Here is a 26,264-nt window from a genome sequence, read left to right as displayed (position 1 = left end):
CGACCGAAACAAGCGGTTCCGCGAAACCTGTGGGGCGCGGGGAACGCATGGGTCCGGGCCGGGGCGACAAGGCGCGCCCCGGCCCGGTTCACGGCACCCGCACGGCCGTACGCTGTCCAGTCTGGCCTGTTCGTATATCGGATCCGATTCGGTGAAGTTGCCTGTGCGTTAAGGCGATTCGGGCTTCCTGAAGAGTTCGTCTCCGTCGTCCGGCGGGGTCCCGGGGCCGTCGGCGCCGGTGACCGGCGGGGTCCCGGGGCCGTCGGCGCCGGTGACCGGCGGCATCCCGGGGCCGTCGGCGTCCTCCGAGGGGACGACGCGCTTCTCCTCGGCGAAGTGGCAGGCCGAGTCGTGCTTCGCCGGGCTGTCCGTGAGGCGGAAGACGGCCGGGACGGCGAGGAGCGGGACCTCCAGGGCGCAGCGTTCCTGGGCCTTCCAGCAGCGGGTGCGGAAGCGGCAGCCGGAGGGGATGTTGGCCGGGGAGGGGACGTCGCCGGTGAGGATGATGCGCTCGCGGTGGGCGCGCGCCTCGGGGTCGGGGACGGGGACGGCGGAGAGCAGCGCCTGGGTGTAGGGGTGGGTGGGGTGGTCGTAGATCTGCGCGTCGGTGCCGATCTCGACGATCCGGCCGAGGTACATGACGCCGACCCGGTCGGAGATGTGGCGCACGATCGACAGGTCGTGGGCGATGAAGACGTATGACAGGGAGAACTCGGACTGGAGGTTCCCCATCAGGTTGATGACCTGTGCCTGGACGGAGACGTCGAGGGCGGACACGGGTTCGTCGGCGACGATGATCTCGGGCTGGAGGGCGAGGCCGCGGGCGATGCCGATGCGCTGGCGCTGGCCGCCGGAGAACTGGTGCGGATAGCGGTTGATGTACTCGGGGTTGAGGCCGACGACGTCGAGGAGGTCCTGCACCTTGCGGCGCCGGTCGCCCTTGGGGGCGACCTCGGGGTGGATCTCGTACGGCTCGCCGATGATGTCGCCGACGGTCATGCGCGGGTTGAGCGAGGTGTACGGGTCCTGGAACACCATCTGGATGTTGCGGCGGACGGCCTTCAGGGCCTTCGGTGACAGGGTGGTGATGTCCTCGCCCTTGTACCGGATCGTGCCGGATGTCGGCCGCTCCAGGTTGACGAGCATCTTCGCGACCGTCGACTTGCCGCAGCCGGACTCGCCGACGATGCCGAGGGTCTCGCCGGCGGCGAGGTCGAAGTCGACGCCGTCGACCGCCTTGACCGCGCCGACCTGCTTCTTGAAGAGGACGCCCTGGGTGAGCGGGTAGTGCTTGTGGAGGTCCCGGACTTCGAGAATCGCCTCGGCCGTGTCAGCCATGGAGGCACTCCTTCCAGAAGTGGCAGGCGCTGGCGCGCGGCACGGGGGACTCGGTGACGTCGTACAGCGGGGGCACGTCGGTGCGGCAGACGTCCTGGGCCAGCGGGCAGCGCGGGTTGAAGGCGCAGCCGGGCGGGATGTTCAGCAGGTTGGGCGGCAGGCCCTTGATCGCGTACAGCGCCTGGCCCTTCTGGTCCAGGCGCGGGATCGATTCGAGCAGGCCCTTGGTGTACGGGTGGGCGGGGGCCTTGTAGATCTCGTGGACGGGGGCGTGTTCGACGATCCGGCCCGCGTACATGACGGCGATCTTGTCGGCGACGTCGGCGACGACGCCGAGGTCGTGGGTGATGAGGATGAGGCCCATGTTGAGTTCGCGCTGGAGCTCGGCGAGCAGGTCCATGACCTGGGCCTGGACGGTGACGTCGAGGGCGGTGGTGGGCTCGTCGGCGATGATCAGTTCGGGTTCGAGGGCGAGCGCCATCGCGATCATGATGCGCTGGCGCATGCCGCCGGAGAACTGGTGGGGGTACTGGCCGACGCGTTCCTTGGCGGCGGGGATGCGGACCCGGTCCATCAGTTCGACGGCCTTGGCCTTGGAGTCCTTGCGCGACATGCCCTTGTGGACCTGGAACATCTCGCCGAGCTGGTCGCCGACGCTGACGACGGGGTTGAGCGAGGACAGGGCGTCCTGGAAGACCATCGCCATCTTGGCGCCGCGGATCTTGCGCCGCTCCTCCTCCTTGAGCTTCAGGAGGTCCTGGCCCTGGAAGAGGATCTCCCCGTGGGTGATCTTTCCCGGGGGGACGTCGAGGATGCCCATGATGGCCTGGGCGGTGACGGACTTGCCGGAGCCGGACTCGCCGAGGACGGCGAGGGTCTCGCCGGCGTCGACGGAGTAGTCGACGCCGTTGACCGCCTTGGCGACCCCGTCCCTGGTGTGGAACTCCACGTGCAGGTCGCGCACTTCGAGCAGCATGGGTCCCTACCTCAGCTTGGGGTCGAGGGCGTCGCGGACGGCGTCGCCGAGCATGATGAACGAGAGCACGGTGATGGCGAGCGCGCCGGCGGGCCACAGCAGCATGTGCGGGGCGTTGCGGATGTACTGCGAGGCCGAGGAGATGTCGATGCCCCAGGAGACGGTCGGCGGCTTGAGGCCCACGCCGAGGAAGGACAGGGTCGCCTCCAGGGAGATGTACGTGCCGAGGGCGATGGTCGCGACGACGATGACGGGCGCGAGGGCGTTCGGGGTGATGTGGCGCAGCAGCATCCTGGAGTTGGAGGCGCCGAGTGCCCGTGCCGCCTGGACGTAGTCGTTCTGCTTGGCGGTGATGACCGAGCCCCGGGCGATCCGGGAGAGCTGGGGCCAGCCGAGCAGCACCATGAAGCCGATGACGGGCCAGACGGTGGTGCTGGTGACGACGGAGAGCAGGACCAGACCGCCGAGGATGACGGGGATCGCGAAGAAGACGTCGGTGATCCGGGAGAGGACGCCGTCCCAGGCCCCGCCGTAGAAGCCGGCCAGACCGCCGAAGAGGGATCCGATGATCGTCACGCCGAGGGTGGCGAACACGCCGACCTGGACGGACGCCCTGGCTCCGTACACCGTGCGGGTGTAGACGTCACAGCCCTGCCCGTTGAAGCCGAAGGGGTGGCCGGGCTGGGAGCCCTCCTGCGCCTTGGACAGGTCGCACTGGAGCGGGTCTCCGCTGGCGATCAGCTGGGGCCAGATCGCGATGATCACCAGGAAGAGGATGATCAGGCTGGAGATGATGAAGACGGGGTTGCGGCGCAGGTCGTGCCACGCGTCGGACCACAGCGAGCGGGGCTTGCCGGTGGGGCCGGTGCCGAGCGGTCCGCCCGGCGTCTTCTCAAGGGTCTCGGCCTCTTCCATGGCGAGGTCCGTGGCGCCGCCCGCTCCGGTGTGGTCGATGGCGCGCCCGTCGTCGAACGGCTCATAGGGCTCAGGCATAGCGGATCCTCGGGTCAAGGACGGCGTACAAGAGGTCGACGAGGAGGTTGGCCAGCAGGAACACCAGGACGAGGACGGTCACGAAGCCGACGACGGTCTGGGTGTTCTGGCGCACGATGCCCTGGTACAGCTGGTAGCCGACACCGTGGATGTTGAAGATCCGCTCGGTGGCGATGGCGCCGCCCATCAGCGCGCCGATGTCGGCGCCGATGAAGGTGACCACCGGGATGAGCGAGTTGCGCAGCAGGTGGCGGGTGATGACGCGGCGGCGGGGCAGGCCCTTGGCGACGGCGGTGCGGACGTAGTCGGCGCGCTTGTTCTCCGCGATCGAGGTCCGGGTGAGCCGGGTGACGTACGCGAGGGAGACCGAGGCGAGGACGAAGCCGGGGACGATCAGCTCGCTGAACGGGGCCTCGGGCGAGACGGCGGGCTTGATCCACCCCCATTCCACGCCGAGCAGCAGCTGGAGCAGCAGACCCGTGACGAACGTCGGGATCGAGAGGACGACCAGTGTCAGCACGAGCACGGTGCTGTCGATCGGCCGCCCGCGCTTCAGTCCGGTCAGTACGCCGAGGCTGATGCCGATGACGATCTCGAAGAGGATCGCGACGATGGTGAGCCGGATGGTCACCGGGAAGGAGCTCGCCATCAGCTCGGTCACCGGCTGGCCGTTGAAGGCGGTGCCGAAGTCTCCGGTGAACAGGTTGCCCATGTAGATCAGGTATTGCTGCCACACGGGCTTGTCGAGACCGAACTCCTTCTCCAGCTGGGCGGCGGTCGCCGGGTCGCAGGCGCGGTCGCCGCAGAGGCCGGCGATGGGGTCGCCCATCACGTTCACCATCAGGAAGATCAGCAGGGTGGCGCCGATGAAGACCGGGATCATCTGCAGCAGGCGCCGGATCACATAACGTCCCATGAGGGGCTCCGGGGGGTGTGGGGAAGGCGTACGGCCCGGCTCGCGCGGATCGCCGGGCCGGGCCGTACGCCGACGAGCTGCGTCAGTTGACCTTGATCTGGTCGTACACGGGGACGCTGAACGGGTTCAGGCTCACGTTGGAGACGCGCTCGGAGTAGCCGGCGCTGCCGTTCTGGTACCAGAGCGGGATGGCGCCCATGTCGTCGCGGAGGACGCCCTCGGCCTGCTGGAAGATCCCGACGGCCTTGGGGATGTCGGACTCGGCGTTGGCCTGGTTGATGAGCTTGTCGAACTCCGGGTTGGTGTACTTTCCGTCGTTCGACGAGGCGTTGGTGTAGTAGAGCGGCTGCAGGAAGTTCTGGATGAGCGGGTAGTCCATCTGCCAGCCGGCGCGGAAGGGGCCCTTCATCTTCTGCGTGCTGACCTGGCTGCGGAAGTCGGCGAAGGTGCCGACCGGGTTGCCGACGCAGGCCCTGTTGTTGCCGAGGGCGTTGTTGATGGAGTTGCAGACGGCGTCCACCCACTCCTTGTGGGAGCCGGTGTCGGCGTTGTACGAGATCGTCATCGTGCCGCCGGGGATGCCCCCGCCCTCGGCGACGAGCTTCTTCGCCTCGGCCGCGTCGTACTTGCAGAAGTCGCCGCAGACGTCCTTGAAGCCGCCCTCCTCGCCGAGGACCGGGGAGGTCCAGTCGACGGCGGGGGTGCGGGTCTTCTGGAAGATCGTCTCGGTGATCTGGTCGCGGTTGATCGCCATGGAGAGGCCCTGGCGGAGCTTCTCCTGTCCGGGCTTGTTCCAGGCCGGGTCGTAGAACGGGAAGGACAGGGTCTGGATGATGCCGGCGGGGACGTTGATGTACCGGTCGCCGAGGTCGGCTTGGACGTTCTTGAGCTGGGAGGCGGGGACGTCGTCGACGAGGTCGAGGTTGCCGGCCGTCAGGTCGGTGTAGGCGGTGTTGTTGTCGGTGTAGACCTTGAGGGTGATGCCGCCGTTCTGGGCCTTGTCGGCGCCGGGGTAGCCGTCCCAGCGCTTGAGGGCCATCTGGGAGCCCTTGGAGTAGGAGTCGACGGTGTACGGGCCGTTGCCGACGGGCTTCGAGAGCCAGGCCGCGTGGTCCGTGAAGAAGGCCTGCGGGAGCGGTGAGAAGGCCGCGTAGCCCAGGGTGATGGGCCAGGTGGAGAACTTCTGGGTGAGCTTGACCGTGAAGGTCTGGGGGCCCGTGACCTTGAGGCCGGACATGGTCTCGGCGGTCGGTTCGCCGCTCTCGGGGTGGACCTGGTCGTAACCCTCGATCTGACCGAAGAAGTAGGCGTTCTTCTGGTTGTTCTTCAGATGGGCGCCGTAGTTCCAGGCGTCGACGAAGGACTTGGCGGTGACCTTCTCACCGTTGGAGAAGGTCCAGCCGTCCTTGACGGTGATGGTGAAGTTGGTCGAGTCGGTGGTGTCGATCTTCTCGGCGAGCATGTCCTTGGCCTCGCCGGTCTTCGGGTCGTACTGCTTGAGCCCTCGGAAGATCATGGAGAGGACCTTGCCGCCCTGGACCTCATTGGTGTTGGCGGGCTCCAGCGGGTTCTGCGGGTCGCCCCACGAGGAACTCACGATGCCGTCGGCCCCTCCGCCACCGCCGCTGTCGTCGCCGCCGCCACAAGCGGTCGCCGCGAGGGCGACTGCGGTGGCCAGAGCGGCCCACTTGGCGTGCGTGGCTCCGCGCATGGAGTGCCTCCCGAATGTCCTAAGTCTGACTTAGGCCCCAATATCACCCGATATTGACGGTGCTGCACTTTTACGGCCGCCGGACGGTGCCCCGCGACCCGGGAGGGCACGACGAAGGGCGCCCCGTTCCGTACATACGGAACGGGGCGCCCTTCGTACTGTCTGCCGGGCGGTGCGTCAGTGCACCGGCACGACCTGCTTCTCCTCGGCGAAGTGGCACGCCGAGAGGTGGGCGGCCGGGGTGTCCTGGCCGTCGAAGCGCTGCGGGATCGCCAGGAGCGGCGTCTCCTGCGAGCACTTCTCCTGCGCCTTCCAGCAACGCGTGCGGAAGCTGCAGCCCGACGGCGGGTTCGCCGGCGAGGGGACGTCACCGGTCAGGATGATCCGCTCGCGGTGCGCGCGGGCCTCCGGGTCCGGCACCGGCACCGCGGAGAGCAGCGCCTGGGTGTACGGGTGCGTCGGGTGCTCGTAGATCTGCTCGTCCGTACCGATCTCGGCCATCTTGCCGAGGTACATGACGCCGACGCGGTCCGAGATGTGCCGGACGATCGACAGGTCGTGCGCGATGAAGAGGTAGGAGAGGTTGAACTCGTCCTGCAGCTTCCCCATCAGGTTGATGACCTGCGCCTGGACGGAGACGTCCAGGGCCGAGACCGGCTCGTCGCAGATGATGATCTCCGGGTTGAGCGCGAGGCCGCGGGCGATGCCGATGCGCTGGCGCTGACCGCCGGAGAACTGGTGCGGGTACCGGTTGATGTACTCCGGGTTCAGACCGACGACGTCGAGCAGCTCCTGCACCTTGCGGCGCCGGTCGCCCTTCGGGGCCACCTCGGGGTGGATGTCGAAGGGCTCGCCGATGATGTCGCCGACCGTCATACGCGGGTTCAGCGAGGTGTACGGGTCCTGGAACACCATCTGGATGTTGCGGCGCACGGCCTTCAGCGCGCGGCCGCTCAGCTTGGTGATGTCCTGGCCCTTGTAGAAGACCTCGCCGGCGGTGGCGTGCTCCAGGTTCATCAGGAGCTTGGCGACCGTGGACTTGCCACAGCCGGACTCGCCCACGATGCCGAGGGTCTCGCCCTGGTAGAGGTCGAAGGAGACCCCGTCCACGGCCTTGACCGCGCCGACCTGCTTCTTGAAGAGGATGCCCTGCGTCAGCGGGAAGTGCTTCTTCAGGTTGCGCACCTGGAGGATCGGCTCGCCGCGGCCCGCGGGGGCCTCGACGGCGGCCACGGCCTCGTCGTTCTTGCTGAGGTCAGCCATGGATCGTCTCCTTCCAGAAGTGGCAGGCGCTCGTACGGCCCGGGAGATCCGCGCCGTCCTGCTCGGTGACCGGCACGAGGGCCGGGATCTCCGTACGGCAGATGTCGTCGGCCTTGGGGCAGCGCGGGTTGAAGGCGCAGCCGGTGGGGACACGGAGCAGGTTGGGCGGGAGGCCCTTGATCGCGTAGAGCTCCTGGCCCTTCTGGTCCAGGCGCGGGATCGACTCCAGGAGACCCTTGGTGTAGGGGTGGGCCGGGCGCTTGTAGAGCTCGTGCACGGGCGCCTGCTCGACGATCCGGCCGGCGTACATCACGGCGATCTTGTCCGCGACGTCGGCGACGACGCCGAGGTCGTGGGTGATCAGGATCAGGCCCATGTTGTATTCCTGCTGGAGCTCCGCGAGGAGGTCCATGACCTGGGCCTGGACGGTCACGTCGAGAGCCGTGGTGGGCTCGTCGGCGATGATCAGGTCCGGCTCCAGGGCGAGCGCCATCGCGATCATGATGCGCTGGCGCATGCCGCCGGAGAACTGGTGGGGGTAGTCGGTGACCCGCGCCTTGGCGGCGGGGATCTTGACCTTGTCCATCAGCTCGACGGCCTTGACCGTGGCGTCCTTCTTGGACAGACCCTGGTGCACCCGGAACATCTCGCCGAGCTGGTAGCCGACGCTGAGGACCGGGTTGAGGGAGGACAGCGCGTCCTGGAAGATCATCGCGATCTTCCGGCCGCGGATCTTCCGGCGGTCCTCCTCGGCCATCTTCAGCATGTCCTGGCCGCGGAACAGGATCTCGCCCTGCGGGATCCTGCCGGGCGGCATGTCGAGGATGCCCATGATGGCCTGCGCCGTGACGGACTTGCCGGAGCCGGACTCGCCGAGGACGGCGAGGGTCTCGCCGGCGTTCACCGAGTAGTTGACACCGTTGACCGCCTTGGCCACACCGTCGCGGGTGTGGAACTCGACGTGCAGGTCACGGACTTCGAGCAGCGGACCGGTGTGGTCGGCGCCGTCGCGGGGCGACGGGACCGTCGCGGTGTTGTCGATGATGGTCACCTTTACGCCCTCCTAGCGCAGCTTGGGGTCGAGGGCGTTGCGGACGGCTTCGCCGAGCATGATGAACGCCAGAACGGTGATGCTGAGCATGATCGAGGGCCACAGCAGGATGTGCTGCGCCACTCGGATCTGGTCGACACCGGTGGAGATGTCCACGCCCCACGAGACGGTCGGGGCGGCGAGGCCCAGACCCAGGTAGGACAGGGTGGCCTCGGCGGAGATGTAGCCGCCGAGCGCGATGGTCGCGACGACGATCACGGGGGCCATGGCGTTCGGCAGGATGTGCCGGAAGAGGATCCGGCCCGTGCCGGCGCCGAGGGCCTTCGCCGCGTGGACGTAGTCGGCGTGCTTGACCGTGATCACGGCGCCGCGCATGACGCGGGCCATCTGGGTCCAGCCGAGGAACGCGAGGGCGAAGACGACCACCCAGACCGTGCGCTCGACGAAGGACTGCAGGACGACCATGGCGCCGAGCAGGAACGGGATGCCGAAGAAGATGTCGGTCAGTCGCGAGAGCAGCGCGTCGATCCAGCCGCCGAAGTAGCCGGCGAGCATGCCCATCACACCGCCGACCAGCGTGACGATCGCGGTGACCGTGACGCCGACGATGATCGAGGCACGGGTGCCGTAGATCAGTCGGGCGTAGACGGAGCGGCCCTGGCCGTCGTAGCCGAGCCAGCCCTCGGAACCGATGCTGCCGAGCTCCGGCTTGCCGAGGAAGTGCTTCACGAGGTCGCCCTTGGTGGGCGACGCGCTCGTGAAGACGCCCGGGAAGGCGGCGACGAGGAGCAGGAAGAAGATCAGCACCGACGCCACGAGGAAGTACGGGTTGCGGCGCAGGTCGACCCAGGCGTCGCCCCAGAGGCTGCGGGCCTTCTCCTGCTTCGCGGCGGGGGCCGGGTCGGCGGGAAGCGCGACGGCGTCCTCGACGGCGGTCGCGGTCTTGGTCACGTCAGGCATACCGGATCCTCGGGTCCAGGACCGCGTACAGCAGGTCGATGAGCAGGCTGGTGACGAGGTAGATGATCACCAGGATGGTGACGAGGCCGACCAGGGTCGACCCTTCACGCCGGGTGATCGACTCGGCGATGAGGCCACCGACGCCCTTGATGTTGAAGATGCGCTCGGTGACGACCGCGCCGCCCATGAGGGCGCCGATGTCGGTGCCGAGGAAGGTGACCACGGGGATCATCGAGTTGCGCATCAGGTGCACGCCGATGACACGACGGCGGGGCAGACCCTTGGCGACGGCCGTACGCATGTAGTCGGCGCGCAGGTTCTCCGCCATCGAGGTCCGGGTGAGCCGGGCGACGTAGGCGAGTGAGAGTCCGCCGAGCACGATGGCCGGCGCGATCATCTCGGACACCAACTGGTCGTTGCTGACGTTCGGTTCGATCCAGCCCAGCTCGAAGGCGAACACCATCTTGATGATGAAGCCGAGGACGAAGACCGGGATCGAGATGATCAGCAGCGTGAAGATGAGGATCGCGTTGTCGGCGAGACGGCCGGCCTTGAGACCGGCGATGATGCCGAGCCCGATGCCGAAGACCAGCTCGAACGCGAACGCCAGAGCGGCGAGCTGCAGAGTGACGGGGAACGCCTCACCCAGTACCTCGGTGATCGGGCGACCGTTGCGGATCTGGGTCCCGAAGTCGAAGTGCAGGATGATGTCGGTCATGTAGTTCCAGTACTGCTGCCAGAGCGGCAGATCCAGTCCCAGATCGTGTCTGATCTTCGCGAGGGTCGCGGGGTCAGCGCCCTTGTCCCCGAACATACCCGCCACGGGGTCGCCGGGCAGGCTGTAGACCATGAGGAAGATCAGCAGGGTGGTCCCGAGGAAAACCGGGATCATCTGGAGCAGTCGTCGTGCGACATAGCGCCCCATCATGCCTCCGTTGAAATATGACAGCAGCAACCGACGGGCCCTCCCTCGGCAGCCGCGACCCGGAACGGGTACGCGGATGTCGCGGAAGGGCCCCCCAGCCACATACGTAAGGCGCCGAACGCGGGGCTGACATCCCGTCAGCCCCGCATCGGCAGGCGGACTACGCTTGAGTGATTACTTCTTGACCTCGACGCCGGTCAGGATCGGGTCGCCGTCCTGGCCGTACGCCACGCCCGAGACCTTCTCGGAGTAGCCCGCGTTGACCTTGTAGTACCAGAGCGGGATGGACGGCATGTAGTTGACCAGGTCCTTCTCGATGGCCTGGAACTGCTTGACCGACTCATCGAGGGTCGCAGCCGAGTCCGCCTTGGCGATCTTGGCGTCGAGCTCCTTGTTGCTGAAGTCGCCCTGGTTGCCCGCCGCACCCGTACGGAACAGGTCCGAGATGAAGTTGGCGTTCACCGGGTAGTCGAGCACCCAGCCGGAGCGGTACAGGGACTTGACCTGCTTCGTCTTACGAGCGGTCAGGTCGGCCTGGAAGTCCGGCTTGCCGTCGCCGACGCACTGGACGTCGGTGGCCTGCTGGATGGAGTTGCAGACAGCGTCCACCCACTCCTTGTGGCCGCCGTCGGCGTTGAACTGGATGGAGATCTTGTTGCCGGGGACGCCGCCGCCGGCCTTGATGAGCTCCTTGGCCTTCGCCGGGTCGAACTTGGTGACGCCGGCGCCACCGTCCTCCTGGAAGCCCAGGACACCCTTGGCGACCCAGCCGGTCGCGGGCTCACGCGTACCCTGCAGCACCGTCTTGGTGATGGTGGCACGGTCGATCGCCATCGACAGACCCTGGACGACGCGCGGGTCGATCGCCTTCGGCTTCTTCCACTGGTCGGCGTAGAAGGCGACGGCGATGGTCTGGATCGCGGAGTACGGCTGGTCCACGGCGCGGTCGCCGAGGTCCTGGCGGTAGACCGGGAGGTCCTTCGGCGCGATCTGACGGAGCACGTCGACGTTGCCGGACTTCAGGTCCTCGTACGCGGCCTCGAGGGTGGTGTAGTTCTTGAAGACCACACCGCCGTTCTTCGCCTTGTTCGAGCCCTTGTAGGCGTCGTATCGAGTGATCTCGATCTTCTTCTTGTGGTCCCAGCTCTTGAACTTGTAGGGACCGTTGCCGACCGGCTTCTGGCCACCGGCCACCGGGTCCTTGTAGAAGGACTCGGCCAGCGGGGCGAAGACGATGTAGGCGAGCTTGTGGCCGAAGTACGGAACGGCCTTGGTGAGCTCGATCTTGAAGGTGGTCTCGTCGACGACCGTCAGACCGTCCATCTTGTCGGCGGTGGGCTTGGCGCCCTCGGCCTCGGGGTGGACCTTGTCGTAGCCCTTGATGTCCGCGAACCACGAGGACAGACCCTGGGCGTTCTTGACGTTGGCGTTCCAGTTCCACGCGTCCACGTAGGACTTGGAGGTCACCGGCGTGCCGTCGTGGAAGGTCCAGCCCGGCTTGAGCTTGACGGTCCAGGTCTTCGAGTCCGTCGTGGTGACCGACTCGGCGTTGATCATCTCCAGGGAGCCGTCGGCCTTGTAGTCGACCAGGGTCGAGAACAGGCCGGCCATCACGGCGGAGCCGTTGGACTCCATCGTGTCACCGGTGAGCAGGGGCTTCTCAGGCTCGCCCAGCTCGATGGAGAAGATTCCGTTCGGGTCAACAGCGCCCTTGGCGTCGCCGCTGTCGCTCTTACCCCCGCCACAGGCGGTCGCAGCAAGGGCAACGATGATCGCGCCCGTTACCCACTTGGCGCTCTTGGCACCGCGCATGGGTTCCTCCTCATGAGTCCACTTTTGTCACTACAAGAGGGGCACTCCGAGTTCTGCCGACACCCCTGACGGCATTGCACTCAAGTGCCCCGAGTGTGCTCGTGAGTCGGCACTCCCCACAGTGCGTGACCCATTGACCCGAGCTCAATGGAGCCAACTATTAAGTACGTCCGGGCTGTAAACCACACTTAAGTGGTCTCGTTTTGACAACATCACCACACCCCCGGATACCGAAATCCGGACAAACTGAGCACAGACAGACACCCCCGAAACGGACCGTTAACACACGTACCGGAGAGCGATGGCCGATATGCGGACACCCGGCCTCCGAAATGGAGTTGACGGAAGTTGACGAAAAGCCCGGACTCCCACACTCCTTGTGGGCGTCCGGGCTCCGGTGCCGGCGTCGTGTCGAACCGAAAGCGGGGTAGATCACAGGATCGTGATCTACCCCACTGTCATCAGCCGCATGCGGCCGAACTCAAGCGATCTTCAGCCGGCTCGGCCGTACTGCTTTCGGCCAGTCAGGCTCAGCCGTTCTTGGCGCGCGAGGACGCACGGCCACGCGCGTTCTGGTCCAGGATGACCTTGCGGATACGCACGGCCTCCGGGGTGACCTCGACGCACTCGTCGTCGCGGCAGAACTCCAGGGACTGCTCCAGGGAGAGCTTCCGCGGCGGGACGATCGCCTCGAAGGAGTCGGCGGAGGCGGAGCGCATGTTGGTGAGCTTCTTCTCCTTGGTGATGTTCACGTCCATGTCGTCGGAGCGCGAGTTCTCGCCGACGATCATGCCCTCGTACACCTCGGTGCCGGGGTCGGTGAACAGGACACCGCGCTCCTGCAGGTTCGTCATCGCGAAGGCGGTGACGGCACCGGCGCGGTCGGCGACCAGCGAACCGTTGTTACGGGTCGTCAGCGTGCCGAACCACGGCTCGTGACCCTCGTGGATCGAGTGGGCGATGCCCGTACCGCGGGTGTTGGTGAGGAACTCCGTACGGAAGCCGATGAGGCCACGGGACGGAACGACGAACTCCATGCGGACCCAGCCGGAGCCGTGGTTCGACATGTTGTCCATGCGGCCCTTGCGGACACCCATGAGCTGCGTGACCGCACCCATGTGCTCCTCGGGAACGTCGACCGTGAGGCGCTCGACGGGCTCGTGCACCTTGCCGTCGACCTCCTTGGTGACGACCTGCGGCTTGCCGATGGTGAGCTCGAAGCCCTCGCGGCGCATCTGCTCGACCAGGATGGCGAGCGCGAGCTCACCACGGCCCTGGACCTCCCAGGCGTCCGGGCGCTCGGTGTCGAGCACGCGGAGCGAGACGTTACCGATCAGCTCGCGGTCGAGGCGGTCCTTGACCTGGCGGGCGGTGACCTTGCGCTGCTTGACCGCGGACTTGGCGTCCGCGCCCTTGCCGGTGCCACCGCGGCCGACGAGCGGCGAGGTGTTGGTGCCGATGGTCATGGAGATGGCCGGCTGGTCGACCGTGATCAGCGGAAGCGCGATCGGGTTCTCCGGGTCGGCCAGGGTCTCGCCGATCATGATGTCGGGGATACCGGCGACGGCGCAGATGTCACCGGGGCCGGCGACCTCGGCGGGCTTGCGGGTGAGCGCCTCGGTCATCATCAGCTCGGTGATGCGGACGTTGGAGATCGTGCCGTCCCGCTTGATCCACGCGACCGTCTGGCCCTTGCGCAGCTCGCCCTGCTCGACGCGGAGCAGCGCGATGCGGCCGAGGAAGTTGTCGGCGTCCAGGTTGGTGACGTGGGCCTGGAGCGGCGCCTCCTCGTCGTACACCGGGGCCGGAACGTGCTCCAGGATGGCGGAGAAGAACGGCTCCAGGTTGTCGCTGTCCGCGGGAACGGTGCCGTTCTCCGGCTTGGTCAGCGAGGCGACGCCGTCACGGCCACAGGCGTAGACGATCGGGAACTCGATCTGGTCCTCGTCGGCGTCCAGGTCGAGGAAGAGGTCGTAGGTCTCGTTGACGACCTCGTCGATCCGGGAGTCCGGGCGGTCCGTCTTGTTGATGCAGAGGATGACGGGCTTGCGCTGCTGGAGGGCCTTGCGCAGCACGAAGCGGGTCTGCGGGAGCGGACCCTCCGAGGCGTCCACGAGGAGGACGACCGCGTCCACCATCGACAGACCGCGCTCGACCTCGCCACCGAAGTCGGCGTGACCGGGGGTGTCGATGATGTTGATCGTGATCGGGGCCCCGCCGTCCTTGGGGTGATACTTCACCGCCGTGTTCTTGGCGAGGATCGTGATGCCCTTCTCACGCTCCAGGTCGTTCGAGTCCATCATGCGGTCGTCGAGCTGCTGGTGGGCGGCGAAGGCACCGGCCTGCTTGAGCATGGCGTCGACGATGGTCGTCTTGCCATGGTCGACGTGGGCGACGATGGCGACGTTACGGATGTCGTGGCGCGTGGGCATGGGTGCTTGCGCTTCTCTCGGATCGTGGGATGCGGCGTCAGTTCCTCGTACGCCCGCCGGGCGGACGCGCCACGGCTATGTCCTATGGTACGGGGCTGCCGCGCAAGGGGCTTCCCCGGCCAAGATCCGAGAAGTTGCACTGCGAGTGAGCAAGGGTGTGGGGGAGGTCGTGCGGAGGTCGTGCGACCGGGTCAAAGGGCCGACGCGATCCTGCCCGCCGGGATCACCGGCGGGCAAGGAAATTGAGCTGGTTCTGAGGTTGTGACCTGCGGTTTCAGGGCTTTCAGGGCTTTACGTGCGTTCGGTGCCCCCGGGCGGGTGGCCCGGTCGCCCCGGGGGTGCGGTGTGCTCAGCGGTTGCGCTCGGCGCCCTTGGGGGTATCGCGCTTCTTGAAGCCGATGTCCTGGTAGCGCGGACCGCCCAGGCCCCAGGCTCCGGCGTTCACCAGATCCGCCTTGGCGGCGACGAGCTGGGGGCGCTGATAGAGGGGGATGGAGCCGGCGGCCGCCCAGATCCGGGCGTCGGCCTGGCGCACCAGCTCCCGGGCCTCCTCCTCGTCGAGCGTCCCCGCCGCCTGGTCGAAGAGCTGGTCGATGCGGTCGGTGCCGACCCGCGAGTAGTTCTGCTCGACCAGGAGGGAGCCGTCCGACGCGGGCTCGGGCTTGGCGAAGATCGGCCGGGCGTCGGTCGCCGGGAAGGCGGAGGCGGGCCAGGAGTAGAGGGCCAGGTCGTAGTCGCCCGAGGCCACGTGGTCCTTGAAGAAGCTGTCGTCGGAGACCTTGGTGACCTCGGTGCGGATGCCGACCGCGTCGAGCATCCGGACGATGCGGTCGCCGACCGCGCGCAGCGACTCGGAGCCGGGGCCGGACGGCAGGACGAAGCGGAGGCTGAGCGCCTTGCCGTCCTTGCCGAGGGCCTTGCTCGCCTCGGGCGCCGTCACGGGGGCGGCGGTGCCGCGCGGGGCGTAGGCGCCGGCGACGCCCTTGTCCGTGCGCGCGATCGTCTGGGCGGCGTGGGCGCCGGCACCCGTACCCGTGTCGAGTGCCTCGGCGCGGGCGAGGAGCGCGGCGCTCTGACGTGCGGCCGCGGGGGCCGGGGCGAGGATGCCGGTGCCGTTCTCGGGTCCGCCGGCGCCGATGACGGGGGCGGCGCGGCGCTCGCCCGGCTTGTCGTCGCCGACGATGTAGAGGCCCTCGTCGGACGCGGTGTCGGCGGCCCGCTTCTTGGCGTCAGTGGCGGCCGCGTCCTTCGCCGCGTCCTTCTCCGCCGCCTCCTTGTCGGCGCCTTCCGTCTTCGCGCCGCTCTCACCGGCCTTCTCCTTTTCACCGGCCTTTTGCCCCGCGGCCTTCTCCTCGGCCTCGCTGCCCGCCTTGGTGCCCGCTTCCGCGGGCTTCCTGACCGCGCCGCCGGGGACCCAGCCCGCGTCGGCGAGGAGGGCCCGCGCCTCCGCGGTGTCCTGGTTGCCGAGGGCGTCGCTGCTGTCCGCGTACGCGGCCTGGCCGGCGAGGGCCAGGTGGCTGCCGGGAGGTTCCGCCGGGAGGCCGAGCGGCTTGAGTACGGATTCGGCCAGTTCCCGGCGGTTGATCGCGCGGGCCACCGCGCGCCGTACCCGCTCGTCGGCGAGCGGCCCGGACTCGCCGTTCAGCGAGAGCTGGGTGTAGGCGGGCTCCAGGGACTTGCGGACGACGTACTTCGCCAGGGTGTCCTGGGCGGTCGCGTACGCGGCGATGGCCTTCTGGTTCTTCTCGCGGGCGGCCTGGACCTCCTGGGCCTTCTCGTCGTCGGAGCCGTGGGCCAGCGCCCAGGACTTCAGGGCCTTGGAGGGGGTGATGGAGGAGCCGGGCCCATGGGCGACGGCGGCCTGGGCGCCGCTGCGTCCGGCGCGGGCGTCGCGGAGGGCGAGGGAGATGCGTTCGGCGGTGGACCGGTCGATCTCGGCCAGGTCGAGGGTCCCCGCGGCCAGGGCGTCGGCCCGGTCGGCGCGGGCGACGGCCTTGAGGACCACGCTGTCGAGCTTGGCGGGCTGTCCCCACCAGCGGGGGTTGCGGGCGAGGGTGACATCGCCGTTCTTGCGGTCGATCGCCTTCAGCAGGAACGGTCCTGCGGTGGCCTTGAGGGTGGTGCGGGCCCCGTCGTTGAAGGAGTTCGGGGAGCCCATCACCTGCTTCGGGTAGAGCGGGGTGAAGAGGGACTGCCAGTCGGCGTAGGGCTTGGAGAAGGTGACCCGTACCTCCAGGTCGTTCTTGCCCCGCTCGATCTTCTCGATCCGCTCGTAGCCGGAGTTCCGCGCGGTCCAGTACGCGGTGTCGCGGCCGCTCAGCGCCCGCCACTGGGCCACGAAGTCGGCCGCCCCGATCTCGCGTCCGTCGCTCCACACCGCCTGCTGGTTGAGCTTGTAGAGGACGACCTGCTTGGGCTCCGTCTCGACGACCTGCGCGGTCTCCAGGTAGTCGGGGTTGAGCCGCGGCCGGCCCCGCTCGTCGAGCGTGTAGAGGGAGGGGAGTACGGCCCCGGCGATCCGGGACGTGGTGCCGTCGGCGTCGGCCTGGAACGTGTTGAGGGTGGTGGGGAGCGCGTCGACGGCCCAGCGCAGGGTGCCTCCGTCGGCGACCTTGTCGCGGGCGGCGGGCGCGTTGTCCTGGGCCGCGGCCCGGGCCTCGTCGGCCTCGTCGGTGGAGCTGCACCCGGCGAGGACGGCGACGGCGAGGACGGCGCTGGTCAGGGTGGCGACGGAGCGGAGCGTGCGGGAGCGGGGGCTCCTGGAGCATGTCCTCCCGCGAGGGGCGCCGATCTGGGACATGACTTGTACCCCTTCGTCCAGATTCATTCCATTTGGAGATGATCACACCTATTGCTCATACACTGAAAAGGACGGAGTGGATCCGGCCACGGCGACACGGCGGCACGTCCGGAAAACCCCACTCGTGCGGCCCAACCCGCCGGGGACCGGGACGCTCCGGACGGGTGGAATCACCTACGCACGGCTTCACAAGCGGGATGTGACGCGCGACACTCGCGTGTGACCCGCGCTCGCGGAAGTGAGGGCAACCATGTCCGTTCAGGACGATCTGGCGGCCGTCAGGCGTCGCCTGCAAGACCTGGAACACACGGTCGAAGAGCTGGAACGCCGCGTCGGTACGGAGCGGGGCGCGCCCCGGCCGCCGTCCGAGGGCCGCGCCGACAGCCTGGTGACCATCCCCGACACCCCGTACGACTCCGGGCTGTGGACGGACACCGACGACGAGGGACTGGGAGCACGCGACCGCCACGCGCCGTAGAGCCGAGGAGGGCCCGTTGGCCACAGGTACGGAACCGCCCGGATCCGCCACGGGGGTGCGCTCCCCGGGGCGCGCCGCCATCGCCGCCCGACATCTGCGCACCGACCGCTGGTGGCTCTCCCCCGCGGCGACGGCCGCCGGACTGCTCGCCTTCGTCGCGTACTCGACCTGGCGGGCCTTCGCCAACGCCGACTACTACGCCGCCCCCTACGTCTCGCCGTTCTACTCGCCCTGTCTGGCGGAGAACTGCGTCCCCATGAGGGGCGGACCGAACTGGGAGATCTTCGGCAGCTGGTGGGGGCTCTCGCCCGCCCTGCTGATCCTGGTCTTCCCGCTGGGCTTCCGGCTGACCTGCTACTACTACCGGAAGGCGTACTACCGGGGCTTCTGGGCCTCTCCCCCGGCCTGCGCGGTCGCCGAGCCCCACGCCTCCTACACGGGCGAGACCCGCTTCCCGCTGCTCCTGCAGAACCTCCACCGCTACTTCTTCTACGCGGCGCTGCCGGTGGCCGGAATCCTCACGTACGACACCGTGCTCACCTTCCGGAACGCCGACTACGCCTGGGGCCACGCGGGGCTCGGGACGCTCCTCTTCCTCGTCAACATCGCCCTCATCTGGGCGTACACCCTCTCCTGCCACTCCTGCCGGCACATCGTCGGCGGACGGCTCAAGCACTTCTCGAAGCATCCGGTCCGCTACCGGCTGTGGACCTGGGTGGGCCGGCTGAACACCCGTCACATGCTGCTCGCCTGGTCCTCCCTGATCAGCGTCGCCCTCTGCGACCTGTACGTGTACCTGCTCGCCACCGGCACCTTCGACGACCCGAGGTTCTTCTGAGATGACGCACGTCGATCGAGAGCAGTGGGACGTGGTCGTGGTCGGCGCGGGCGGCGCCGGGCTGCGGGCCGCGATCGAGGCACGCCGTGCGGGCGCCCGTACGGCGGTCATCTGCAAGTCCCTCTTCGGCAAGGCCCACACCGTGATGGCCGAGGGCGGCATCGCCGCCTCCATGGCCAATGTGCACCCGCAGGACGACTGGAAGACCCACTTCCGCGACACCATGCGCGGCGGGAAGTTCCTCAACCAGTGGCGGATGGCCGAACTGCACGCCCAGGAGGCCCCCGAGCGGGTCTGGGAGCTGGAGACCTGGGGGGCGCTCTTCGACCGCACCCCCGACGGCCGGATCTCGCAGCGCAACTTCGGCGGCCACGAGTACCCGCGGCTCGCGCACGTCGGCGACCGCACCGGTCTCGAACTGCTCCGCACCCTCCAGCAGAGGTCCGTCGGGCTCCAGCAGGAGGACCACCGCGAGACCGGCGACCACGAGGGCCGGCTGAAGGTCTTCCAGGAGTTCACCGTCACCCGGATCCTCAAGGACGGGGACGGGCGGGTCTCCGGGGTCTTCTGTTACGAGCGGGAGAGCGGGCGCTTCCTCGTCCTGGAGGCGCCCGCGGTCGTCCTCGCGACCGGTGGCATCGGCAAGTCCTTCAAGGTGACCTCGAACTCCTGGGAGTACACCGGAGACGGGCACGCGCTCGCCCTGCTCGCGGGCGCCCCCCTGGTGAACATGGAGTTCGTGCAGTTCCACCCGACCGGCATGGTCTGGCCGCCGTCGGTGAAGGGCATCCTCGTCACCGAGTCCGTCCGCGGGGACGGCGGAGTCCTGCGGAACTCCGAGGGCCGGCGCTTCATGTTCGACTACGTCCCCGACGTCTTCAAGGAGAAGTACGCGGAGACGGAGGAGGAGGGCGACCGCTGGTACGAGGACCCCGACCACAACCGCCGCCCGCCCGAGCTGCTGCCGCGCGACGAGGTGGCGCGGGCCATCAACTCCGAGGTGAAGGCGGGGCGCGGGTCCCCGCACGGCGGGGTGTTCCTGGACGTGTCGACCCGGATGCCGGCCGAGACGATCAAGCGGCGGCTGCCGTCGATGTACCACCAGTTCAAGGAGCTGGCCGATGTCGACATCACGGCGGAGGCCATGGAGGTGGGCCCCACCTGCCACTACGTGATGGGCGGGGTCAACGTCGACTCCGAGACGGCGGCGACGGTGGGGGTGCCCGGGCTGTTCGCGGCCGGTGAGGTGGCCGGCGGCATGCACGGCTCCAACCGGCTCGGCGGGAACTCCCTCTCCGACCTGCTGGTCTTCGGCCGGCGGGCCGGGCTGTACGCGGCGCAGTACGCGCTGTCGGGGGTCGGCGGCGGGATCGTCGCGGCGGACGTCGAGGCCGCGGCGGCGGAGGCGCTGGCTCCGTTCGGGTCGGCGTCCGGCGGAAGCGGCGGGTGGCCCGGGGAAGGCGCGGGCCACCCGGAGAACCCGTACACCCTCCACCAGGAACTCCAGCAGACGATGAACGACCTCGTCGGGATCATCCGGCGGGAGGGCGAGATGGCCGAGGCGCTCGACCGGATCGCCGCCCTGCGCGCCCGGGCCCGGCGGGTCGTGGTCGAGGGCCACCGGCAGTTCAACCCCGGCTGGCACCTCGCCCTCGACCTGCGGAACATGCTGCTCGTCGGCGAGTGCGTGGCCCGCGCCGCCCTGGAACGCACCGAGTCCCGCGGCGGGCACACCCGCGAGGACTACCCCGCGATGGACCGCGCCTGGCGCCCGGTGAACCTGCTGTGCCGGCTGGACGGCGACGGGATCGCCCTGGAACGGACCCGTACGGAGCCCATACGGCCCGATCTGCTCGCGCTGTTCGAACAGGAGGAGCTGGCGAAGTACCTCGCCGAGGACGAGCTGGAGGGCCGGGAGAGCACGGAAGGTCCGGAGGGCACGGAAGGGGGGCACGGCGCATGAGCACGTACGACGCGCGGTTCCGGGTGTGGCGGGGAGACGCCGACGGCGGCGAACTGACCGACTACACGGTGGAGGTCCACGACGGCGAGGTCGTTCTCGACGTGGTGCACCGCCTGCAGGCCACCCAGACGCCGGATCTCGCGGTGCGGTGGAACTGCAAGGCGGGCAAGTGCGGTTCGTGCTCGGCCGAGATCAACGGCAGGCCGCGGCTGCTCTGCATGACCCGGATGTCGGTGTTCGCCCGGGACGAGGTGATCACCGTGACCCCGATGCGCGCCTTCCCGGTCGTGCGCGACCTGGTCACGGACGTGTCCTTCAACTATGCGAAGGCCCGGGAGATCCCCGCCTTCGTGCCGCCCGCCGGGGTGGGTCCCGGCGAGTACCGGATGCGGCAGGAGGACGTGGAGCGCTCGCAGGAGTTCAGGAAGTGCATCGAGTGCTTCCTGTGCCAGGACACCTGCCACGTGGTGCGCGACCACGAGGAGAACAAGGAGGCCTTCGCCGGGCCCCGGTTCCTCATGCGGGTCGCGGAACTCGACATGCACCCGCTGGACGCGGCCGAGGAGGCCGGACTCGACCGGCGGCGGACGGCACAGGAGGAGCACGGACTCGGCTACTGCAACATCACCAAGTGCTGTACGGAGGTGTGCCCGGAGTCCATCCGCATCACCGACAACGCCCTGATCCCGATGAAGGAGCGGGTCGTGGACCGGAAGTACGACCCGCTGGTGTGGCTCGGCAACACGATCAGGCGGCGGAGGACGACATAGGGCTCGTGTCCCCGCCCGCGCCCGCGCTCCAGCGGCCGAGGAGCGGCTCGGCGAGGGTGCGGGCGGGGAGGCAGAGGGTCTGACCGTGCCGGGCGAACAGCTCGTCGCGGGAGGTGAAGCGGCCCAGGTCGGTCCGCAGGTGGGCGGAGAGGTCGCAGGGGGCCGATCCGGCGCAGGCGGCCGGGGCGTCCCAGTCGACGGTGGTCCGCGCCACGGCCTCGAAGAGGGTCTCCGCGCCGGCGTTGGTGAAGGCGTCCGCGGCGGCCGGTTCCGACTCCTCCCGGTTCGCGAAGAGCTCCGCGACCGGCACCCAGGTGTCGTCGAGCTGGAACTCGGGCCAGGCGAGCAGCACCTCCTCGGGCACGAAAGGGCGCAGCTTCGGGAAGCGCGGGTACCAGAAGGCGCCGTCGACGAGCAGGCCCCGCACCCGCGTGGGCACGTCGAGGGACCGGGCCACCGCCTCCAGGACCGCCATGCGCTGACTGCACGAGCCGCGCCCGAGCCGCAGCGTCCGCGACACCCGCCGCAGGTCCTCCACGGAGTACACCGGCCGCACGGTGGCGGCGATGATGCCGTGGGCGGTCCGGAGCCGGTCGCGGTCGGTCGTCGCGCCCCGCTCGTCCGCCTCGCGGCGCACCTGGTTCACGAGCCCGGCGACCCGGGGGTGCGCCAGGTCCAGGATCGGTGTGGGGCGGGTCGACCCCGCGGTCTCCGCGTCGGGTGCGGAACCCGCGCCTGCGGTCCGGAAGGGCATCAAGAGACGGCTTGTCATGGCGTACTCCCCCTGTGCGCGGCGGCGGTTCGCCGCCGATGGCCCCATCCTCCTCCGGCCCGACCAGCCCCGGCACGCGGGGTCGCTCCCGGGTGTACGGCGTCGTGCCCGGGTGACCCGCGGCAGGGGCTCAGTGCCAGTCGGCGCGATAGGCCGCCCAGTCGCCCTCCTCGGCGGCGAAGTCGACGTACAGAGCGACGCCGAACCGCGCGCGGTCGGGGTCGGTGCGCCCGAGGCCGAGTCGGACGCCCCGGACGGCGGCCTCGACGGTCTCCGCGTCCTCGTGGTGGCCGAGGTCGTCCTCGTGGAAGAAGGGGAGTCCCATCAGGAGGTCGGTCGACTCGGGGGTCACTTCGAGGGCGAGGCTGGTCTGCTGGGCGACGTATCCCCCGTAGAGGCTCTCCAGCGGCATCCACGTGTCGTACGACATGACGGCGATCTGGTCCACGCGCCGGGCGACCTGACCGAAGAACTCCTGCGACCACCACTTCTCCTTGCCCGTGAGCAGGCTGTTGGCCGAGTGCAGGCCGGGCAGGGGGTCGATCTGGTGGGCGGCGATCGAGAGCTGCGCCTTCCGCGGCCGGGTGACCTCTCCGAGGTCGTCGAGGAGGGAGAGGTAGTCGGCGTCGTCGGAGAGCAGCGGCTCCAGGTCGAAGTGGACCCCGTCGAAGCCGGCGTCCAGGATCTGCCGGGCCGAGGTCACCACGGCCGCGCGGGTCCCGGCCCTGTCGAGGTGCAGTCCGTCGGGTCCGTCGTTGGCCAGGACGTCACCGAGCCAGGCCTGCACCCGTATCCCGGGCATCGTGCGGTGCACGGCGTCGATGAACCACTTCGCGCGCGGGTATCCGGCGGCGGGCAGGGTGCCGTCGTGTTCCAGGGGCCCGGCGTGGACGTACAGGTCGCGTATGCCCGTGTCCTTGATCCGGGCGGCGAACGCGGCGAGGTCGGCCTCCTTCTTCCGTCCGTCGACCCAGGCGTGGCCGAGCCAGACGGCGTCCTTGTCCCGGGTCTTCGCGTCGTCCCTGAGGTCACCCGCGTAGCTGACGCGCAGGGCGACCGCGCCGAACAGCGGGGGCACCACGAGGACGAGGGCGAGCACGAGCACGAACCAGCGCCCCCGTCGCCACATTCTCCTCAGCCGTCCACTCACCCGAGCCCCCTCGTGCCGTCGTGTCACGTGTCCCACCGCGTCCCACCGCTTCTCACCGTAGCCGTGGCTACCGACAGTGACGCAGCGCTGTGGAGAATGGTTTCCGTGGGGCTGCGGTGGCACTCCGGCCGCGGGTCGTCCGGTCGCGGGGCGACATACCCGGACATAACCTCCCCCTTGTGACGCGAATAGCCACCCGAGCCCTTCTCGCGGTACTGGTGGCGGCGTGGTGGCTCCTCGTGCCCGCCGTTCACGGTGCCCGTGCCGACGACCCCGTCGCCCTGTCCCGTGACGGGCAGATCACCGACCGGGTGGACGCGCTGGGCGACCGCCGCGCCTCCGTGGTCCAGGCCCTCGACCGGCTCTACGACGACCGGCGGATCCAGCTCTTCGTCGTCTACGTACGGGACTTCTCCGGGCGCACGGGCCAGGCCTGGGCCGACGCCACCGCCGAGCGCAACGGACTCGGCGTCGACGACGTCCTGCTCGCCGTCGCCACCCACGACCGCCAGTACGGCTACTCCGCCGACCCGGACGCCCGCCTCACCCAGGGCCAGCTCGACACCGTGGCCCGGACCGCGATCGAACCGGCGCTGCGGCAGAACGACTGGGCGGGCGCCGCGATCGGCGCGGCCGACGGCTACTCCGCCGTCCTCGCCGGGCAGCCCGTCCCCGTTCCGGCCATCACCCCCGGCCCCGCCGATCCCGGCGGCGCGGTCGACGACGGCACCTCGGCGACCGATCTCGTCCTGCCGGTGGTCCTGGTCGGCGGCGCCGGCGCCGTGGCGGCCTACGCGTTCACCAAGCGGCGCCGGCGGACCGAGACCCGCACCACCCCCCAGGGCGGACAGGGCTGGGGCCCGCCGAAGGAACCCGCGCCGCCGTCCCTCGACGAGCTCGACGGGCAGGCCCGGCGGACACTGGTCGCCACCGACGACGCCGTCCGCACCAGCCAGGAGGAACTCGGCTTCGCGACCGCCCAGTTCGGCGAGGAGGCCGTCCGCCCCTTCACCGAGGCGGTCGCCTTCGCCGAGGAGCAGCTGACGGCCTCGTTCCGGCTGCGGCAGAAACTCGACGACGCGTTCCCCGAGGACGATCCGACCCGGCGGAGCATGCTGGAGGAGATCCTGCGGCGCTGCGCGGAGGCCGACGCCCGGCTCGACGCCGAGAGCGAGGACTTCGACAGGCTGCGGGCCCTGGAGCGGACCGCGCCCGAGGCGCTGGCCACCGTCGAGGCCGCCGTCCGGGAGCAGACCGGCAGGATGGGCATGGCAGAGGCGGCCCTGACGGCGATGCGCGAGCGGTACGCCGAGACGGCGGCCGCGCCCGTCGCCGGCGACGTCGAACAGGCCAAGGACCGGCTCGTCTTCGCGACGACCCACATCGGCCAGGCCCGCCTGCAGATCGACGAGGGTGACAACGGCGGGGCCGCCGTCCACATCCGGGCGGCCGAGGGTGCCGTGGACCAGGCGGCCCGGCTGGTCGAGGCGGTGGACCGGCGGGCGCAGGAACTGGCCGAGGCGGTCGGCAAGCTGCCGGGAGCCCTGTCGGAGACGGACGCCGACCTGGCGGAGGCCCGGGGGCTGCTGCAGGGGACGACCGAAGGGTCGACGGCCGACCTCCGGGGCCGGATCGCCCGCGCCGAGTCGGTGCTCGGAGAGGTGCGGCGGGTGATGGACACCGGGCGGTACGACCCGCTCGACTCCCTGCGCCGGGTGGAGGAGGCCGACACCGTGCTCGACGAGGCGCTGGAGGGCGCGCGGGAGCGCGAGTCGGGCAGCCGGCGCGCCCGCGCGCTCCTCGACCAGGCGATGCTGACGGCCCGCTCGGCGATCGGGGCGGCCTCGGACTACATCACCACCCACCGGGGCGCCGTGGGCAGTGAGGCCCGTACGCGCCTTGCCGAGGCCCAGCGGCGCTGGGAGAAGGCGCGGGGGCTCGCCGAGGCCGACGACCCGCAGGCCGCCCTCGCGGAGGCCCAGCAGGCGGACGCCCTCGCGCGGCGGGCCCAGGACCTCGCCGAGCAGGACGTCCGGAGGTATGGGAACCCGAACGGCCTGGGCGGTGTATCAGGGGTAGGAGGGGGCGGTGGCGGCGGGCTCGGCGGTGCGGTGCTCGGCGGCATCATCCTCGGCGGACTGTTCGGCGGGGGAAGGGGAGGCGGACATGGGGGGTTCGGTGGGGGTTCGGGCGGGGGTTTCGGGGGCGGAGGTCTCGGCGGCGGGCCCGGCAGCTTCGGCGGCAGCGGCACGCGCGGCCGGCTGGGCGGCGGAGGCCGTTTCTGAGGGCGGCGCGCTGCGCGTCCTCCCCCTTTTCTGTCCCTCTCAAGGAGAAGTGCCATGAGCAAGCAGACCATCCTCGGCCGGGTCACCCAGCTGGCGAAGGCCAACATCAACGCGCTGCTGGACCAGGCGGAGGATCCGCAGAAGATGCTGGACCAGCTGATCCGGGACTACTCCAGCAACATCGCGGAGGCGGAGGAGGCGGTGGCCGCGACCATCGGCAACCTCCGTCTGATGGAGCAGGACCACCAGGAGGACGTGGAGGCGGCGAAGGAGTGGGGCGGCAAGGCGCTGGCCGCCAGCCGGAAGGGCGACGAGCTGCGGAGCGGCGGGCAGGCGGCGGAGGCGGACCGCTTCGACAATCTGGCGAAGGTGGCGCTGGGTCGTCAGCTCCAGTCGGAGAAGGAGGCGCGGACGGCGGAGCCGACGATCGCCGCGCAGACCGAGGTGGTGTCGAAGCTCAGGACGGGCCTCGACCAGATGAAGGCCAAGCTCGGCGAGTTGCAGGCGAAGCGCGACGAGCTGGTGGCCCGCGCCACGTCGGCCCGGGCGCAGAACACGATGATGGACGCGGTGAAGAGCATCGACGTGCTCGACCCGACCAGCGAGCTGAGCCGGTTCGAGGACAAGGTGCGCCGGGAGGAGGCTCGGGCGATGGGCAAGCAGGAGCTCGCCGCGTCCTCCCTGGACGCCCAGTTCGAGCAGCTGGACGCGCTGGGCGACAGTGCCGAGATCGAGGCCCGGCTGGCGGCGCTCAAGGGCTGACCGGATGGCCGGCCGGGGTCGCCCGCGCGGCCGGGGCCGGGCGTGGGCTCAGGCGTGCGGTCGGGTGGG

20 protein-coding genes are annotated in these 26,264 nt (G+C 69.5%); 6 read left to right on the top strand and 14 right to left on the bottom strand.

What is annotated here, in order from left to right; genetic code table 11:
- Positions 1–168 precede the first annotated feature (168 nt).
- The 12 genes from ACIP8Z_RS24325 to ACIP8Z_RS24270 form a co-directional block, all read right to left on the bottom strand.
- Positions 169–1,338: an ABC transporter ATP-binding protein gene (locus tag ACIP8Z_RS24325; protein WP_402086756.1), complete on the bottom strand. Its 1,170-nt coding sequence runs from the start codon at positions 1,336–1,338 to the stop codon at positions 169–171.
- Positions 1,331–2,314 carry an ABC transporter ATP-binding protein gene (locus ACIP8Z_RS24320; protein WP_402086754.1) on the bottom strand — a complete coding sequence of 328 codons (984 nt, stop codon included), beginning with the start codon at positions 2,312–2,314 and terminating at the stop codon, positions 1,331–1,333. The genes ACIP8Z_RS24325 and ACIP8Z_RS24320 overlap by 8 nt, the downstream gene beginning before the upstream one ends.
- Before the next feature lie 6 nt (positions 2,315–2,320).
- Positions 2,321–3,307 carry an ABC transporter permease gene (locus tag ACIP8Z_RS24315; RefSeq protein WP_402086752.1) on the bottom strand — a complete coding sequence of 329 codons (987 nt, stop codon included), beginning with the start codon at positions 3,305–3,307 and terminating at the stop codon, positions 2,321–2,323.
- Positions 3,300–4,223 carry an ABC transporter permease gene (locus ACIP8Z_RS24310; protein ID WP_319310063.1) on the bottom strand — a complete coding sequence of 308 codons (924 nt, stop codon included), beginning with the start codon at positions 4,221–4,223 and terminating at the stop codon, positions 3,300–3,302. The genes ACIP8Z_RS24315 and ACIP8Z_RS24310 overlap by 8 nt, the downstream gene beginning before the upstream one ends.
- Before the next feature lie 82 nt (positions 4,224–4,305).
- The gene (locus tag ACIP8Z_RS24305) at positions 4,306–5,934 is read right to left on the bottom strand and encodes an ABC transporter substrate-binding protein (RefSeq protein ID WP_402086750.1); all 1,629 of its coding nucleotides are present in this window, start codon (positions 5,932–5,934) and stop codon (positions 4,306–4,308) included.
- A gap of 177 nt (positions 5,935–6,111) precedes the next feature.
- Entirely contained in the window at positions 6,112–7,197 is a 1,086-nt protein-coding gene (locus ACIP8Z_RS24300) for an ABC transporter ATP-binding protein (protein ID WP_402086748.1), read from the bottom strand.
- A complete protein-coding gene (locus ACIP8Z_RS24295; protein ID WP_402086746.1) occupies positions 7,190–8,248 on the bottom strand; it encodes an ABC transporter ATP-binding protein in 1,059 nt (352 codons plus the stop codon). Before ACIP8Z_RS24295 ends, ACIP8Z_RS24300 begins: the two co-directional genes overlap by 8 nt.
- A 12-nt stretch (positions 8,249–8,260) precedes the next feature.
- Positions 8,261–9,208, bottom strand: coding sequence for an ABC transporter permease (locus ACIP8Z_RS24290; protein WP_402086744.1), 948 nt, complete (start codon positions 9,206–9,208; stop codon positions 8,261–8,263).
- Positions 9,201–10,133 carry an ABC transporter permease gene (locus ACIP8Z_RS24285; protein WP_030320650.1) on the bottom strand — a complete coding sequence of 311 codons (933 nt, stop codon included), beginning with the start codon at positions 10,131–10,133 and terminating at the stop codon, positions 9,201–9,203. Before ACIP8Z_RS24285 ends, ACIP8Z_RS24290 begins: the two co-directional genes overlap by 8 nt.
- Before the next feature lie 174 nt (positions 10,134–10,307).
- Complete coding sequence (locus ACIP8Z_RS24280) at positions 10,308–11,945, bottom strand: ABC transporter substrate-binding protein (protein WP_402086741.1); 1,638 nt, start codon at positions 11,943–11,945, stop codon at positions 10,308–10,310.
- Between the two features lie 530 nt (positions 11,946–12,475).
- Complete coding sequence (gene typA / locus ACIP8Z_RS24275; protein ID WP_385565472.1) at positions 12,476–14,377, bottom strand: translational GTPase TypA; 1,902 nt, start codon at positions 14,375–14,377, stop codon at positions 12,476–12,478.
- Positions 14,378–14,726: 349 nt separating this feature from the next.
- Positions 14,727–17,177: an ABC transporter family substrate-binding protein gene (locus tag ACIP8Z_RS24270; protein WP_402086739.1), complete on the bottom strand. Its 2,451-nt coding sequence runs from the start codon at positions 17,175–17,177 to the stop codon at positions 14,727–14,729.
- A 250-nt stretch (positions 17,178–17,427) separates the two neighbouring features.
- Between ACIP8Z_RS24270 and ACIP8Z_RS24265 the strand changes: the two genes are divergently transcribed.
- From ACIP8Z_RS24265 to ACIP8Z_RS24250, 4 genes are read left to right on the top strand one after another with little or no spacing between them, the layout of a single operon-like run.
- The gene (locus tag ACIP8Z_RS24265) at positions 17,428–17,655 is read left to right on the top strand and encodes a hypothetical protein (protein WP_383865093.1); all 228 of its coding nucleotides are present in this window, start codon (positions 17,428–17,430) and stop codon (positions 17,653–17,655) included.
- Positions 17,656–17,671: 16 nt separating this feature from the next.
- Positions 17,672–18,493: a hypothetical protein gene (locus ACIP8Z_RS24260; protein ID WP_030320640.1), complete on the top strand. Its 822-nt coding sequence runs from the start codon at positions 17,672–17,674 to the stop codon at positions 18,491–18,493.
- A 1-nt stretch (position 18,494) separates the two neighbouring features.
- Entirely contained in the window at positions 18,495–20,456 is a 1,962-nt protein-coding gene (locus ACIP8Z_RS24255; RefSeq protein ID WP_402086736.1) for a fumarate reductase/succinate dehydrogenase flavoprotein subunit, read from the top strand.
- Positions 20,453–21,226 (top strand): succinate dehydrogenase/fumarate reductase iron-sulfur subunit, encoded by a 774-nt coding sequence (locus tag ACIP8Z_RS24250; protein ID WP_402086734.1) that lies wholly within the window; start codon positions 20,453–20,455, stop codon positions 21,224–21,226. The genes ACIP8Z_RS24255 and ACIP8Z_RS24250 overlap by 4 nt, the downstream gene beginning before the upstream one ends.
- Here the strand turns inward: ACIP8Z_RS24250 and ACIP8Z_RS24245 are convergent.
- Both ACIP8Z_RS24245 and ACIP8Z_RS24240 read right to left on the bottom strand, forming a co-directional pair.
- Positions 21,204–21,998, bottom strand: coding sequence for a transglutaminase domain-containing protein (locus ACIP8Z_RS24245; RefSeq protein WP_402086732.1), 795 nt, complete (start codon positions 21,996–21,998; stop codon positions 21,204–21,206). The genes ACIP8Z_RS24250 and ACIP8Z_RS24245 overlap by 23 nt on opposite strands.
- A 130-nt stretch (positions 21,999–22,128) precedes the next feature.
- The gene (locus ACIP8Z_RS24240; protein ID WP_402086729.1) at positions 22,129–23,127 is read right to left on the bottom strand and encodes a hypothetical protein; all 999 of its coding nucleotides are present in this window, start codon (positions 23,125–23,127) and stop codon (positions 22,129–22,131) included.
- Positions 23,128–23,327: 200 nt separating this feature from the next.
- On the opposite strand from ACIP8Z_RS24240, the gene ACIP8Z_RS24235 reads away from it, so the two are divergent.
- Positions 23,328–25,433: a TPM domain-containing protein gene (locus tag ACIP8Z_RS24235; protein ID WP_402086726.1), complete on the top strand. Its 2,106-nt coding sequence runs from the start codon at positions 23,328–23,330 to the stop codon at positions 25,431–25,433.
- 54 nt (positions 25,434–25,487) lie between these two features.
- On the top strand, positions 25,488–26,195 hold the full coding sequence (locus ACIP8Z_RS24230) for a PspA/IM30 family protein (RefSeq protein ID WP_402086723.1): 708 nt from the start codon (positions 25,488–25,490) through the stop codon (positions 26,193–26,195).
- Positions 26,196–26,264: the final 69 nt, after the last annotated feature.

It is taken from the genome of Streptomyces sp. NPDC088553 (genome assembly GCF_044752965.1).
Taxonomy (GTDB): Bacteria; Actinomycetota; Actinomycetes; order Streptomycetales; family Streptomycetaceae; genus Streptomyces.
The sequence above is the reverse complement of the archived record's forward strand: the minus strand, read 5'-3'. Positions and strand labels throughout refer to the sequence as shown.

What these genes read in the sequence shown, in the direction of transcription:
- ACIP8Z_RS24255 (WP_402086736.1), top strand. Translation starts at nt 18,495, where the DNA reads ATGACGCACGTCGATCGAGAGCAGTGGGACGTGGTCGTGGTCGGCGCG.
- ACIP8Z_RS24285 (WP_030320650.1), bottom strand. Translation starts at nt 10,133, where the DNA reads ATGGGGCGCTATGTCGCACGACGACTGCTCCAGATGATCCCGGTTTTC.
- ACIP8Z_RS24250 (WP_402086734.1), top strand. Translation starts at nt 20,453, where the DNA reads ATGAGCACGTACGACGCGCGGTTCCGGGTGTGGCGGGGAGACGCCGAC.
- ACIP8Z_RS24265 (WP_383865093.1), top strand. Translation starts at nt 17,428, where the DNA reads ATGTCCGTTCAGGACGATCTGGCGGCCGTCAGGCGTCGCCTGCAAGAC.
- ACIP8Z_RS24315 (WP_402086752.1), bottom strand. Translation starts at nt 3,307, where the DNA reads ATGCCTGAGCCCTATGAGCCGTTCGACGACGGGCGCGCCATCGACCAC.
- ACIP8Z_RS24270 (WP_402086739.1), bottom strand. Translation starts at nt 17,177, where the DNA reads ATGTCCCAGATCGGCGCCCCTCGCGGGAGGACATGCTCCAGGAGCCCC.
- typA (WP_385565472.1), bottom strand. Translation starts at nt 14,377, where the DNA reads ATGCCCACGCGCCACGACATCCGTAACGTCGCCATCGTCGCCCACGTC.
- ACIP8Z_RS24290 (WP_402086744.1), bottom strand. Translation starts at nt 9,208, where the DNA reads ATGCCTGACGTGACCAAGACCGCGACCGCCGTCGAGGACGCCGTCGCG.
- ACIP8Z_RS24325 (WP_402086756.1), bottom strand. Translation starts at nt 1,338, where the DNA reads ATGGCTGACACGGCCGAGGCGATTCTCGAAGTCCGGGACCTCCACAAG.
- ACIP8Z_RS24300 (WP_402086748.1), bottom strand. Translation starts at nt 7,197, where the DNA reads ATGGCTGACCTCAGCAAGAACGACGAGGCCGTGGCCGCCGTCGAGGCC.
- ACIP8Z_RS24280 (WP_402086741.1), bottom strand. Translation starts at nt 11,945, where the DNA reads ATGCGCGGTGCCAAGAGCGCCAAGTGGGTAACGGGCGCGATCATCGTT.
- ACIP8Z_RS24230 (WP_402086723.1), top strand. Translation starts at nt 25,488, where the DNA reads ATGAGCAAGCAGACCATCCTCGGCCGGGTCACCCAGCTGGCGAAGGCC.
- ACIP8Z_RS24310 (WP_319310063.1), bottom strand. Translation starts at nt 4,223, where the DNA reads ATGGGACGTTATGTGATCCGGCGCCTGCTGCAGATGATCCCGGTCTTC.
- ACIP8Z_RS24320 (WP_402086754.1), bottom strand. Translation starts at nt 2,314, where the DNA reads ATGCTGCTCGAAGTGCGCGACCTGCACGTGGAGTTCCACACCAGGGAC.
- ACIP8Z_RS24245 (WP_402086732.1), bottom strand. Translation starts at nt 21,998, where the DNA reads ATGACAAGCCGTCTCTTGATGCCCTTCCGGACCGCAGGCGCGGGTTCC.
- ACIP8Z_RS24305 (WP_402086750.1), bottom strand. Translation starts at nt 5,934, where the DNA reads ATGCGCGGAGCCACGCACGCCAAGTGGGCCGCTCTGGCCACCGCAGTC.
- ACIP8Z_RS24240 (WP_402086729.1), bottom strand. Translation starts at nt 23,127, where the DNA reads ATGTGGCGACGGGGGCGCTGGTTCGTGCTCGTGCTCGCCCTCGTCCTC.